13 protein-coding genes and 1 pseudogene are annotated in these 13,011 nt (G+C 68.9%); 7 read left to right on the top strand and 7 right to left on the bottom strand.

Annotation, left to right across the window (positions count from 1 at the left end; all coding sequences use genetic code 11):
* The 7 genes and pseudogenes from ABT297_RS41185 to ABT297_RS41155 all read left to right on the top strand — a co-directional run.
* Positions 1-293, top strand: a 293-nt coding sequence (locus ABT297_RS41185) for a dihydrofolate reductase family protein (protein WP_350558992.1), incomplete at its 5' end; no start/stop codon positions are given.
* A gap of 159 nt (positions 294-452) precedes the next feature.
* Positions 453-764, top strand: coding sequence for a thioredoxin family protein (locus ABT297_RS41180; protein ID WP_350558989.1), 312 nt, complete (start codon positions 453-455; stop codon positions 762-764).
* Between the two features lie 286 nt (positions 765-1,050).
* The gene (locus ABT297_RS41175; RefSeq protein ID WP_502885720.1) at positions 1,051-1,674 is read left to right on the top strand and encodes a LysE family translocator; all 624 of its coding nucleotides are present in this window, start codon (positions 1,051-1,053) and stop codon (positions 1,672-1,674) included.
* A pseudogene (locus tag ABT297_RS41170) lies at positions 1,640-1,969 on the top strand (GNAT family N-acetyltransferase); the annotation flags it as partial. The gene ABT297_RS41175 and the pseudogene ABT297_RS41170, both read left to right, overlap by 35 nt.
* Before the next feature lie 887 nt (positions 1,970-2,856).
* Complete coding sequence (locus tag ABT297_RS41165; RefSeq protein WP_350558983.1) at positions 2,857-4,317, top strand: APC family permease; 1,461 nt, start codon at positions 2,857-2,859, stop codon at positions 4,315-4,317.
* Positions 4,310-5,233: a hypothetical protein gene (locus ABT297_RS41160; RefSeq protein ID WP_350558980.1), complete on the top strand. Its 924-nt coding sequence runs from the start codon at positions 4,310-4,312 to the stop codon at positions 5,231-5,233. The genes ABT297_RS41165 and ABT297_RS41160 overlap by 8 nt, the downstream gene beginning before the upstream one ends.
* Positions 5,182-6,429: a histidine decarboxylase gene (locus ABT297_RS41155; RefSeq protein WP_350558977.1), complete on the top strand. Its 1,248-nt coding sequence runs from the start codon at positions 5,182-5,184 to the stop codon at positions 6,427-6,429. The genes ABT297_RS41160 and ABT297_RS41155 overlap by 52 nt, the downstream gene beginning before the upstream one ends.
* Positions 6,430-6,460: 31 nt before the next feature.
* Here ABT297_RS41155 and ABT297_RS41150 read toward each other — a convergent pair whose 3' ends face one another.
* The 7 genes from ABT297_RS41150 to ABT297_RS41120 all read right to left on the bottom strand — a co-directional run.
* On the bottom strand, positions 6,461-7,930 hold the full coding sequence (locus ABT297_RS41150; RefSeq protein ID WP_350558974.1) for an FGGY-family carbohydrate kinase: 1,470 nt from the start codon (positions 7,928-7,930) through the stop codon (positions 6,461-6,463).
* Entirely contained in the window at positions 7,920-8,462 is a 543-nt protein-coding gene (locus ABT297_RS41145; protein WP_350558971.1) for a PPC domain-containing DNA-binding protein, read from the bottom strand. Before ABT297_RS41145 ends, ABT297_RS41150 begins: the two co-directional genes overlap by 11 nt.
* 23 nt (positions 8,463-8,485) lie before the next feature.
* Positions 8,486-9,346, bottom strand: coding sequence for a carbohydrate ABC transporter permease (locus ABT297_RS41140; protein ID WP_350558968.1), 861 nt, complete (start codon positions 9,344-9,346; stop codon positions 8,486-8,488).
* A 7-nt stretch (positions 9,347-9,353) separates the two neighbouring features.
* Complete coding sequence (locus ABT297_RS41135; protein WP_350558965.1) at positions 9,354-10,319, bottom strand: carbohydrate ABC transporter permease; 966 nt, start codon at positions 10,317-10,319, stop codon at positions 9,354-9,356.
* Between the two features lie 51 nt (positions 10,320-10,370).
* Complete coding sequence (locus tag ABT297_RS41130) at positions 10,371-11,720, bottom strand: ABC transporter substrate-binding protein (protein WP_350558962.1); 1,350 nt, start codon at positions 11,718-11,720, stop codon at positions 10,371-10,373.
* Positions 11,717-12,556: a cyclase family protein gene (locus ABT297_RS41125; RefSeq protein WP_350558959.1), complete on the bottom strand. Its 840-nt coding sequence runs from the start codon at positions 12,554-12,556 to the stop codon at positions 11,717-11,719. The genes ABT297_RS41130 and ABT297_RS41125 overlap by 4 nt, the downstream gene beginning before the upstream one ends.
* On the bottom strand, positions 12,556-13,011 hold a 456-nt coding region (locus ABT297_RS41120), incomplete at its 5' end, for a hypothetical protein (protein WP_350558956.1). The genes ABT297_RS41120 and ABT297_RS41125, both read right to left, overlap by 1 nt.

Genomic DNA, 13,011 nt, shown 5'->3' with positions numbered 1-13,011 from the left:
ACACCGCCGCGTGGGGACCCGCGACGGTCATCTCCGGGGACGATCTCGTCGCCGAGGTCACCCAGCTCAAGGAGGGGGATGGCGGGGACATCCTCATCTGGGGGACTGGCCGTCTGACCGACGCGCTCGCCGCGGCGGGGCTGCTCGACGAGTACCTGGTCTGGATCTACCCGGTGATCAAGGGCAAGGGCGAGCCCTTGTTCCGGCCGGAGAGCGCCACCGCACTGGAGTTCGTCGACTCCACCACGTTCGACAGCGGCGTGGTCGTGGTCAGCTACCGCCCGGTCAGCTGATCCGAACCTGCAGCACCTCGGGCGGGCCGTACCTGGTGAAGATCGCTGCTCGCACCGATCCATGCTCGCCGAACGCCCTGCGCCCAGCCTGAGCCCAGCCGTGCCGAGGCTCAGGCTCCGCCTGGGACGACTCGTCGCCGCGTGGAGGAGGATGGACACATGCAGGTGACGCTGTGGTACTTCGCGGACTGCCCGAACTGGCGTGTTGCCGACGACCGGTTGCGCCGGGCGCTGGACGAGACCGGGAACACCGACGCCGAGGTGCGATTGATGGCGGTGGAGACGGAGGAGGAGGCCAGCGCGGTCGGGTTCGCCGGCTCCCCCTCGTTCACGGTCGACGGCGTCGACCTGTTCGACGGGGCCCGGCCCGCGGGCACCCTGGCCTGCCGGGTCTACAACACGCCAACCGGCCTGGCCGGCGTGCCCGAGGTCGCCGACCTCGTCGCCGCGCTCGCCGCAAGACGACCCTGATCCCCGGCGTACGTGGACATCACGTGTTCGTCTTCACTGGCGCGGCGGAGCACGTCTACGTCCAGAGCCGACCGAAGCGATCACCAGCGCCGCGACGCGCATGGCCCAAGCCGTACTTGACGAACACGGAGAGGCCGGATTTCGGCGGGCATGGAGAGACATGCCCTTCCCGAGCCGGGAGTTGGCGCTGCTGCGCGGCGAACACCCGTAGCCGTTGATTCGCCACCTCCCGGCAAGTCGGCCCGGCTTGCCATAGATTGATCGTCGTGACAATCCTTGGCAACCTATGGGCCTTTGTCGTCGTCGTGGGACTGCTCACGATGACTCCTGGGATGGACACCGCCCTCATCTTGCGCACCGCGGCTGTCGGTGCACCCCGCCGCGCCTGGGGGTCGTTTTCGGAATCCAAAGCGGAACCTTGGCCTGGGGTGTGCTCACCTCCGCCGGTGTCACCGCGTTGCTGACGGCCTCGCACCTCGCCTACGAAGTGCTGCGTTGGGCCGGCGCCTGCTATCTGGTCTGGATGGGACTGAGCATGTTGTGGGCCACTCGTCACCGTCGACCGGGCCGATCGGTCCAGCCGATCGACGAAACCGTGGCCGCCGGGAATGACTTCTTCCCCGGGTGGCGTCGCGGCACGCTTACGAACCTCCTGAACCCGAAGATGGGCGCGTTCTACGTCGCGCTCCTGCCACAGTTCATTCCCTCCGGCACTTCCCCTTTGGCCTTCGGCGTGCTCTTGACCTGTGTACATATCCTTCTGGGCACCGCTTGGTCGGCCGTGCTGGTCCTACTGGCACACCGACTACGAACGGTGCTCCAACGTCCCGCGGCTCGCCAACTGCTGGACCGAGTCACCGGGACTGCGATCACCGGCTTCGGCATCCGGCTCGCCACCAGCGGCCACTGAGCCAGACTCAGTGTCCGTCAATCCCGAACGACGCGAAATCGAAATTGGCTGGACCTTCCTTGCGCGCTCCCACTGGGGAGGCATCTACAACAAGGAACTCAAGCGGCTCATGCTGCGCCATGCTTTCAGGTTCGTCGACACTGTCATTTTTCTGGCAGGTCCGGCCAACCGGCGTTCTCAGAGAGCAGTAGAAAAGATCGGCGGTGTCCGGTCTGGATCGAGACCAGATGGAAGCGGCACGCCGAGCTTGGTTTACCGGATAGAGTCATGCAAGTGGCCCGACCCGACTCGATGAGCGTATAGCGCCGAAGCAATCGCCCCGGCATCACGGTCCGATCGTCCTCCGCCGGATCCGTGGGTCCAGGTCGACCTCGGCTCTGCGAGACCAGGCGGAAAATTCATCAACGTCCGGGTGCGCGACGGAGGGCGCGGGTCGCAGCCATCGCCTCATGCGTCGGCACGCCACTCGGCTGGCTGCACGTCGCCGGGCACGAGGGCCTTCGCCTCGGTCCGGCCGGACCGGGCGGACAGGAACGCCGAGAGCCGGGGTCTCGATCGCGGACCGCAGAATCGGGTCCCAAGCGTTGCGACGCCTCAAAGGACCGTGCCGGCCTCGCCGATTCGCCGGCCCTGGAATGCCGACCTGGGCGTGGCCCTCGTTGGTGCTATGCCTACAGTGCGCATACCAAGCCGCACACTTTCGCCAGCCCCTGGAATGCCGACCTGGGCGTGGCCATCGTCGCAGTGCGCATACTGGGCCGCACATTTTTCGCCAGCCCTAGGATATCGATCCGAGCGTGGCCTTCGTCGGCGCAATGCCGCGGCGCGCATATCGAGCCGCACACTCCGGAACTCGATTCTGATCCATCCCCGATACCCATGTCCGGAAAATTGCTCGTCACGCCTTTGACTGGCACGTGAGCCGGTTGTTGTTAACAGCGCTGTCATTGAACCGGGGCTGCCGTCAGTGATCCACAGCCATACACTCCGCTGCGATATTCGCCATGTTGATTGCCTCGGTCGGTTACATCCGGCCACGCCACGATCTGGAGTACGTGCCGCGATGCGATCTGCCGTTCCTCACGCCGTCCAACGCGGGTCTTCCCGTCGGTCGGGCTCCGAGCCCGATCCCGCGAACGCGCCATGCGTGCTTGCCGGGCTCGGTGCGGCCGGTGATGCGCGGTGACGACGCAGGGGCTGACCCGCCGGAGGATGTCCGGCGGCGGGGTGTGGCTGTTCCAGGTCGGTGCGAGCTCGCCGATGGCTGTGCTGGCCGGCGGTATCGTCGCCACCTACGCCACCACCGCGGTGGTGGCCACGCCGCTGACGTTTCCGCTGCTCGGTGTGCTGCTGGGGCTGCTGGCGGTGGGGTATGTGGCGATGTCGCGGGCGGTGCCGAACGCGGCGCCCGCCTACGCGTTGCTCGCGCACGCGTTCGGGCCGGTGGCCGGGCTCGCGGGCGGGGCGCTCGCCCTGGTGTTCTACTCGGCGATCCAGATGAGTCTGTACGGGCTGATCGGCGCCACCACCGCCACGCTGCTCGGGGGCAGTTGGATGCTGTGGGCGGCGGTGCTGTGGCTGGTGGTGGCGGCGTGCGGGCTGCTGCAGGTGTCGCTGAGCGCCTTCGTCGTCGGGTCTGTGCTGGTCGTTGAGCTGGCGGTGATCGCGCTGTTCGACATCGCCGGGTTCGCTCATCCCGCCGGCGGGACGATCAGCGTGTCGCCGGTGGCCTTCACCGGGTTGTGGTCGCCTGGCATCGGAGGCGCGTTCGCGCTCGGTATCGCGGCGTTCATCGGCTTCGACACTGCCCCGGCCTACTCCGAAGAGGTGCGCACGGACCGCAGCATCAGCCGCGCGACCCTTGCCGCGCTGCTGTTCATGTCGTTGTTCTATGGCGCATCGGCCTGGGCGCTGGCGGTTGCGGTTGGCTCCGACAAGGTCGCCGCGACGGCCGCCAATCCGGACGCGGGATTGCCGTTCGCGTTGTTCGACGAGTGGTACGGCAGCGGGCTGAGCCTGTTGGCCACGTTGTTGCTGATCACGAGCGTGACGGTCGCCATGTTGTCGTTCCACAACACCATCGCCAGGTACCTGTTCGCGATGGCCCGGGAGGGCGTCCTGCCCGGGTGGCTGGCCCGCACCGGGACCAGCGAACGAGCTCAAGGCGCCCCGACCGCGGGATCGATCGTGCAGAGCGTCTCGGCGCTGGTGGTGGTCGGCCTGTTCGTGGTGGCCGGTGCGGATCCGATCAAGGTCGTCTTCACCTGGCTCTCCGCCGCTGGTGCTGTCGGGATCCTGGTGATGCTGGTGCTCATCTCCATCGGCGCGATCCGGTACTACCGCCGTGGCGGCGGCACCAACGAGGGCCTGATGGTCACCACCGTGCTGCCCTCGCTGGGCGTGATCGCCGGCGCTGGGGTGCTGGTCGTCATGGTGCTGCACCTGGACTCGCTGCTGCGGATCGCGCCCGGTTCACCCCTGCAGTGGATCGTTCCCGCGGTCGTGACGGGCACGCTGGTCGTCGGCGTCGTCTGGGGCCGCCTGCTCAAAGCCGGGGGCGCTCGGGTGCTCGACGACGTCGGCAAGGGTAGACCCGATCCGCTGCGCGTGCTGGACCAGCGGCTGCAGGATCTCGATGTTTGAGCCGCGCATGGCCACGCCGGGTGGGCAGCCGGACGGCCAGCACGCCGCGGGGCCGGTCGATCCCAGCGCTCCTGGGCCTCGGGTCGATGCCGACCCGCCACCGCCGTGGTGGGGAAAGGCCCCCACCAGCGAGATGCCGACCGCGGCACGACGGTTGGCTGGCGACCCGCTCCAGGGCACCGTGCGGCATCTGTATGCCGTCCCGGCACCCGACACCGGTCCCCCGCCCGCACCGGACCGGCCCGCGGTCGACGTCACGGCGTCGTTCCGGGGATCGGTCGCCTCCCGCCTGCGCCGGTTCTCCTTCCTGCACGCCCGGCACGCGTGGGAACAGCGTCGCAGGGACCCGCTGGCTCCGCACGGCGTCGCGTTCTTCTATCTCGAGCCGAGAGCGCGTCAGCTCGAACAGTTGCGCACCGCCACCAGGATCTTCCTCGCCGACGAGGAGGCGGCCTCCCTGCCCCACCTGCTGTACGGGCTGGCCCAGCACGCCCGGGACGGCTACTCCACCGGTCCCGGCTTCGACCCGCGCGTCGCGATGGCCAACCGGGTTGAGGACATGTCGCCCTTCGCGGTCTTCGCCGGCGTCGGCGTCGTCACGCTCGACACGCCGCACGGGTCCTGGAAGGAAGCCCAGCACCGGGCGCATGGCGAGCAGGATCTGCCGGGCCGGTGCTACGCCCGGCTCATCGACGGCTCCATGCTGCTGATGGACCGCGGTGGTGAGGAGCAGTTCAATGTCATCACGGTGGAGTGCTCCATCCAGGACGGCAACACGCACTACGACACGCCGAGCTTGCGCTGGCGGTGGAACCCGGCGCTGGCCGAGACCCCCGAAACCGATCCGACGTTCCACGTGTGGCGATGGATGGGAGAGATCGGGCGCATCATCGACCACGGATCGCGGTCGCGATGAGCGTCACGGGCACGATTCCGGACGATCCCACCGTACTGGGTCGCCTTGATCAGCTTCATGCGGCGCTACTGACGGGGGGCCAGTTCGATCTCGGCTTCCCTGGCGCGACGGATCTGCCGGACATGTCGGCGATCAGCCGGTTCGAGCGGCTCCTGCTCAACAACGTCGGCCATCCGTTCGCGACCAACGGCGCGTACCGGCTGCACACCAAACATCTCGAGTACGAGGTCGTGGGGTTCGTCGCCGACCTGTTCCAGGCGCCGCTGGACAACCGCACCGGCTATGTCACCGGTGGCGGCAGCGAAAGCACGCTGTGGGCGCTGTGGCAGGCCCGTCGTCAGCTGCCCGCGGCGACCGTCTTCACGTCGGCCGCCGCGCACTACAGCGTCGCCAAGTCGGCGGAGCTGCTGCGGATGCGCTTGCAGGTCGTTCCCACCGACGAGCGCGGCGAGATGCGCTACGACCTGCTGCACGCCGCGGTCGAACGCCACCGCCGCCGGCGGCGCGGCACCGGCGTGATCGTGGTGGCCTCGATCGGCACGACGATGACCGAGGCCGTCGACGACGTCGCCCAGATCGATATGGCGCTCGACGCCGCCGGCGCCTCGCGCGACCAGCGATGGATCCACGCCGATGCGGCCCTGGCCGGTATCCCGCTGGCCCTCGTCGACCCCGCGGACCGGCCGGCCTTCACGTTCCCGGCCGGGGTCCACTCGGTCGCCATCTCCGGCCACAAGTTTTTGGCCACCCCGTTTCCCTGCGGCGTCGTCGTGGTGCTGGCGGACCGGCACACCGGGCGGGGCGACATCACGTACACCGCGGCGCCGGACAGCACCATCGCCGGCTCACGGTCCGGGCACGCCCCGCTCTGGCTGTGGTACCTGCTGCGCCATTGGGGACTGCCCGGCCTGCGCGCCCGCGCGGAGGCCGCTCGTGACCTCGCCCGCCACACCGAGCAGGAGCTGCACCGGGTGGGCTGGTCGGCGTGGCGCGCGCAGGCGCACGCGTTCACCGTCGTGTTCCCCCGCCCGCCCCAGGCGCTGCTGGACCGGTGGCCCCTGGCCACCGACGAGCACGGCAACGCCCATGTCGTGTGCATGCCCGGCAAGACCCGCACCATGATCGGCCGGTTCGTCGACGACCTGAGCCTCGCCATCCATGACCCCACCGCGCTGTCCGAGGCCCTCGCATCCTGACCCTCGCCCCGTCTTCACACCAGCGGTGCGGCTACGTCAAGGCGTGGACGAGGTGGCGAGTGGCCGGGTACAGCTCCCGGTAGATCGCGTACGCCCGCTCGTAGACGTCGTGGTTGGCCGGGTCGGGCTCCGTGACGCCCGCCCAGGTCGTCCACTCCTGATCGTGGGACACCAGGCCGCCGGCGAGCCCGGCGAGGAACGCGTCGCCGTAGCTGGCCCCGATCGTCTGCTGTGGGATGCGCTGGGCCTGGCCGGTGATGTCGCTGACGATTGATGTCCATAATGGACTGGCGCCGCCCCCGACTGCGATCACCCGGCCCGGTGGGTCCAGCAGTTCCGCCATGGTGTCGAGGTGGTGGCGTACCGCATATCCGGTGCCCTCCAGCACCGCCCGGTACAGGTGTCCCCGCTGGTGTTCCATGGTGAGGCCGATGACGACGCCGCGTGCCTTCTCGTCGAACAGCGGCGTTCGCTCGCCGGCGAAGTACGGCAGCAGCACCAGTCCGTTCGACCCGGCCGGTACCGTGGCCGCCTCGGCCGTCAGGTGCGCGTGGTCCGCGCCGCCGGTGAGCCCGCGCAGCCACTCCACCACGGCACCGGACGTCGCCATCCCGCCGGCGAGGCAGTAGCTGCCCGGAAAGACGCCGGTGGTGGACCACAGCTGCGGGTGGACGACGGGCCGCGCCACCACCCGGGTGAGGAACATGGTGGTGCCGTACATGAGCATGAGGTCGCCGGGGCGGGTGGCGCCGACGCTGACCGCCTCGGCCCACGCGTCGATGGTGCCGGCGGTGACGGGGGTACCTTCGGCCAGCCCTGTGAGCGCGGCGGCAGCGGCGGTGACGTGACCGGCGACCTCGGTGGGCCACAGCAGCCGGGGCAGTTCGAGCCCGGGCAGGATGTCGGCGGCGAGGTCGGAGATCCACGCCTGGGATCTGAGGTCGTACAGCGGGTCGCTCTGGCTGGCCGAGTGATGGTCGAGCACGTATTCGCCGGTGAGGCGGTGGATGAGAAACGAGCTCGCCATGAAGAACCGGCGGGTCGCCGACCAGACCTCGGGCTCGTGCCGGCGCAGCCAGAGCAGCTTGGGGCCTACCGCCTGGCTGGTGAGCCGGTTGCCGCCGCGCCGGATGATGGTCCGCTCGCCCAGCCGCGCGGTCAGCTCCGCGATCTCGGCGGCGGCGCGGGTGTCCACGCCGTACAGGATCGCGGGCCGCAGCGGCCGGCCGTCCGCCGCGGTGGGCAGCACGCACGGACCGATGCCGCTGACCGCCACCGCGGCGACCGGAGCGGGCGCCACGGCGACGAGTTCGCGGGTGATGTCGACGAACTCGTTCCACCACACCGTTTCCGGATGGTGTTCGACCCAGCCGGGTCGTGGCCGGGACACGCCGTGCGGGCGGGTCGCGGTCGCGAGCACCCGGCCGGACGGGTCGGCGAGGACTCCCTTGGTGCTCGAGGTGCCGATGTCGACGCCGAGCAGGCAGGCCTCAGCGGACATCGGCGGGCCCGATGTCGCAGCCGTGCAACCGGATCTGCGGCAGGCCGGTGACTTCCCGGTCGTGTTCGCGGTCGATCCGGATGCCGGTCAGCTCCTGCAGGAACACCTCGCCCTGGCTCCAGATGGTGGCGCGGAAGACGTGCCCGCCGCGGACGTTGCCGCCGGCCTCGGAGAACAGGGCGTGGCAGTGCGCCCAGAGTTTGCCGTCCAGTGTGGTGACGTTGCCCTGTACCGAGAGGATCTCCATCTGGCGCTGCAGCACGACGGTGTCGATCTCGTCGGCGAACTCGTGCTCCTGGCGGATCGGCAGGGTGGTGATGTCGCGCGGGTTGCGCAGGTACACCTCCTGGATCGTGCCGATGACGGAGAGGATGACGGCGGTGTGGACACCGTGCTCCTGGCAGACCTGCTCGATCGAGTCGGTGAGCTGTGCGCCGGGCTTGAGGCTGGCGGCGATGATCCGGCCGTTGCCGGCGACGCGGCTCACCACGGATGGAACGGTACTGCTCACGACGTCTGCGGTGCTGGCCATGATGTCTCCTTCGGAGTCGGTGGTCATTTGACGCTGCCCATGGTCATGCCGGTCACGATGTGCCGTTGGGCGAAGAGCGTGAGGATCAGGACAGGCAGCATGATGATCGAGGCGTAGGCCATCATCGGGCCCCAGTCCAGGGATGCCTCGTGCACGAAGCTGAAGACGGCGACCGGGAGGGTGCGGCTGTCGGCATCGGAGAGGATCAGCGCCATCTTGAAGTCGTTCCAGGAGAAGATGAACGCGAGGATGCCGGAGGTGAGCATGCCGGGCCGGGTCAGCGGCAGGGCGATCCTCCAGAACGTCTGGAGTTTCCCGCACCCGTCGACCTCGGCCGCGTTGAAGATCTCCTCCGGCAGCCCGGCGAAGAAGTTCACCATGATGAAGACGGTCAGCGGGAACGTGATGATGACGTGGGCCAGGATCAGCGCCGGGTAGGTGCCGACCATGCGCAGGGCGGTGAAGGCGACGAAGAACGGCACGAGGTACGCGACGCCGGGCAGCAGCCGCGCGGTCAGCAGGGACAGCGAGAGCCGGTGTTGCCGGTAGCGGGCGATGCTGTACGCCGCCGGCAGCCCGATGACCAGGCCCAGCACGCTGGAGCAGGCGGCCACGATGAGGCTGTTCATCATGTACTGGCCGAACGGTGTCCGGCTGAACGCCGCCCGGTAGTTGTCCAGGGTCGGGGTGAAGTCGAACCACTTCGGCGGGATGGTGTAGATGTCGACCTGCTGCTTGAACGACGAGGTCAGCATCCAGAAGAAGACGAACGCCGCCGGGGCGAGGGCGATCACGAGGATCACGGCGAACGCGATCCGGCCGAGCAGTGAGCGGCGTGGACGCCGTGCGACAGCGGTCCGGACAGGGGTCGAGATCTGGGTCATTGTGGCGTCACCCCTGCTCGCTACGGGCCCGGAGGCGGGTGAAGACGATCGCGACGGCGAAGACCAGCAGGGTCAGCCAGACAAGCAGCATCGATCCGTACCCGAAGTGCAGGTACGACAGGCCCTGCTTGAACGCGTACAGGTTGAGCGTCTCCGACGAGGTGCCGGGGCCCCCGTCGGTGATGACCTTGATGATGTCGAAGGTCTTGATGGCGTCGATGAGCCGGAAGAGCACGGCGACCAGAATGACCGGCCGCAGCAGCGGCAGGGTGATGCTGACGAACGTGCGGATCGGTCCCGCCCCGTCGACCTTGGCCGCCTCGAATGGCTCGGGCGGCAGCGCCGCGAGACCGGCCAGCACGATGAGCATCACCAGTGGGGCCCACATCCAGGTGTCCACAATGGCCAGAGCGGGGATGACCAGCTTCGCGTCGCTGGTCCACAGCAGTGTCGGCCCGCCGATGGCCTGGACGAGGTAGTTGAAGACGCCGATGGTCGGGTCGAACATCATCTTCCAGACCAGCGCCACCGCCGCGGGGGTGGCGATCATCGGGAACATGAAGAAGGTGCGGGCCATGCCGCGGCCCGGGAACCGCTGGTGGAACAGCAGCGCCGCGCCGACGCCGAGGATCACTTGCAGGCCGACCGAGAGCGTGACGAAGTAGAACGTCCGCCAGATGCTCGCCCAGAACTGCTCGTCGCTCAGCGACCGGGTGAAGTTGTCGAGGCCGAGGAACTCCGGTGGACGCAGGCCGCCGGACCACTCGTGGAAGCTGAGGTAGACGGTGTAGCCGACCGGGAATGCCAGCATCGCCACGACGACGATCAGTGCGGGCGCCGGCAGGATGTACCGGTCGTATCGGTCCAGGCGGTCAAGCAGTGTGCGGCGGGGGGCCGGTGGCTGGGTCGGGGTGTGGCGTTCGGGCGCCACCGGGGGTTCGGTGAGCTGAGCCATCGGGAATCTGTCCTCCATCGGGGCGTGGTCGGGCGGGCGGCGGTGGCCCGCCCGACCGCGGCCGGTCCGCTAGCGCATGGCGTCCAGCAGGCTCTGCAACTTGCTGTTCTGCTGGTCCGCCGTCTGCTGCAGGGCGGCGCCGGTCTGGCCCTCGAGGGCCTTGTTGGACACGAGACCGGCGATTTCACGGGCCTCGACGCCGGGTGCGATCGGCGGGTTCATCTGGGCCCGCGCGGTCTGCGTGCTGGTGAGCACGACCTTGGTGAACTCCGGCGTCTTGTCGGTGCTGGTGAACTCCGGCGACTCCCACGCCGACGCGCGCGGGCTGGGCCAGCCGATCTTCTTCAGCTCGAGGTTCATCTTCTTGCTGGTGGCCCACTGCATGAAGTACCAGGCGGCGTCGCGCTTGGCCGAGAACGGGTTGATGGCGTAGCCCCAGCCGCCGACGAACGGCGCGGCGTCGCAGTCGGCGCGCGGCACGGTGGTGTAGCCGACCTTGTCGACGACGCGGGACTTCTCCGGGTTCTCGAGGTCCTTGACGAAGAGGTTCACGTCGAGGAACGCGAAGACGTTGCCCTGGGCGAACTGCTGCGACGGCACGGGCCAGTCGAAGCCGGCGATGCCGGGCGGGCCGTACTTCTTGCCGAGCTGGCCGTACATCTCGTACGCCTTCAACGCCTCGGGCGAGTTGATGGTCGCCTTGCCGTCCTTGGTCCACTGTCCACAGTAGGCGTACAGGAAGGAGGAGAACGGCGTGGTGGTCTGGTACGGGATGCCCCGCAGCGCGAAGCCGTACACCTTGTTGGCGGGGTCGTGGACCTTGGCCGCCGCCGCGTCCCACTCGGCGAACGTGGTCGGCACCGGCACGCCGGCCTTCTCCAGCAGGTCCTTGCGGTAGTAGACGAGGTCGGTCTGCATTTCCCAGAGCACCGTTACCGGCTTGCTCTCGACCGTCATGGCCTTGCGGACGCCGGGCCGGAAGTCGTCGAAGTCGTACTCGGGGTTGGTCACGCCCTGGTTGGAGATGTACTGGCCGAGGTCGGTGTACCAGCCGTTCTTGGTGAACTGCGGCCCGTCCACTTCGGGGAACGTCGCCATGACGTCGAAGTCGGAGGCGCGTGATGTCAGCCGCACCGGCAGGTTCTGCCGGTATCCGGTCACGTCCGAGCTCTCGAGCTCGACCGTGATACCGGTCAGCTCCTTGAACTCGGCAAGGTTGTTCTTGAGCATCTCGACCTGGCCGGTGTCGGGAATGTAGGCCTTGACCGACTGGCCGTTGTAGCGCTTCCAGTCGAACGTGTCGCCCTTGAAGTCGGGTCCGGCGTCACCGGCGCCGGCAGACCCGCAGGCGGTGACGGCCAGGACGGCGCAGATGCCGACGGCGACGGCGCGAAGGTTGGATCGCATGATTCGGTTCATGATGGTGCTCCTGGTGTGAAGACCGGCCGTGCGGCGGCTCCCTCATCGCCGGGAAGTTGCGCGACCACGGTGCAAGGAACCTCACCGACCCCTTGGACATTGAGGGGCGCGAGGGTGAGCCGGATCCGGCGCCAGCCGAGGGCGCCGCAGCCGACCAGGCCGAGGACGGTCCAGATCTGTGCGGTCAGGGCGAGCGTCGCCGCCCAGTCCCGCTGGACCTTGTCCGGCCGGTAGTGCGCGAGGTACGTCCTGGCCGCGTCCGACGGGAATGCCGGACGCAGCCAGGGCTGCAGGGCGGTCCACTCGGTGCGGGCGTACTCACCGCCGGGGCGGTCGAGGTACACACAGTCGGTCAGGACCAGGTCGGTGTCGTTGCGCCCGAGCAGGTCGGCCAGCGTTTCGGCGGCCGGCAGGCTCAGGTAGGGGCTGTCGAGGTAGTAGGCGTCGGCGTCGTGCCGGCCGGGGTCGTCACCCCACCCGGTCATCAGCACGACCGCGTCGCCTCGGCGCAGGTCGGCAGCGGCCAGCGCGGCTCGTACCTGCTCTTCGCCGATCTCGCCGCCCGCTTCGGCGGCGAGGGGCACGACGATCGCGTCGCGGTTGACGAGTCGCGCCGGGGGCAGCTGATCGATGGTGGCGCCGCTCGGTGAGCCGAACGCGGGACCGAGCAGCCGGGTGGCCGAACCGCTGCCCATCGTGATGTGGAAGAGGTTCGCGCCGTTGTACTGCAGCGTCGCGATGTCCTCGGTCCGGTACGGCGCCTCCCACGGAAAGAGGGTGCCGGCTGCGGACTCGGTGCTGATCGGACGGGTGAGGTTGATCGTGGTGGGCTTCATCAGGACTTCTCCATCTGGTCGCCGTCGACCGCCAGGACGGTGCATGGGGCGCCCTCGGCACCGGCCAGGAACAGTGGCAGCACGGTCACCCGGACCCGCTTGCCGCGCAGGGCGCCGCAGTTGGCGAGCGCGGCGACGGGCGACATCGCGCCGTGCAGCACGACCGAGGACGCCCAGTCCGGTGCGCCGCCGCCCGCTCCCCGCTTCGGGGTGTAGTGCCGCATGTAGATCCGTGCCTGCTGGGACGGGAACGGCGGCCGGTCCCACGGCGCCCGCGATGCCCATTCGGGGTACATGAACTTCTCCCCGACGTTGCCGATGTACGCGCAGTCGGTGAGCATGAGGTCGCTGCCGCGCTGCGTCATCACCTCGGCGAGCCGCTGCGCGCCTTCCAGTGCGAAGTGCGGCGTCGAAGAGGCGTATGCGTCGCCGAGGGTGCGGTAGCGCTCGTCGTC

The organism is Dactylosporangium sp. NPDC000555, from assembly GCF_040300025.1.
GTDB lineage: Bacteria > Actinomycetota > Actinomycetes > Mycobacteriales > Micromonosporaceae > Dactylosporangium.
The sequence above is the reverse complement of the archived record's forward strand: the minus strand, read 5'-3'. Positions and strand labels throughout refer to the sequence as shown.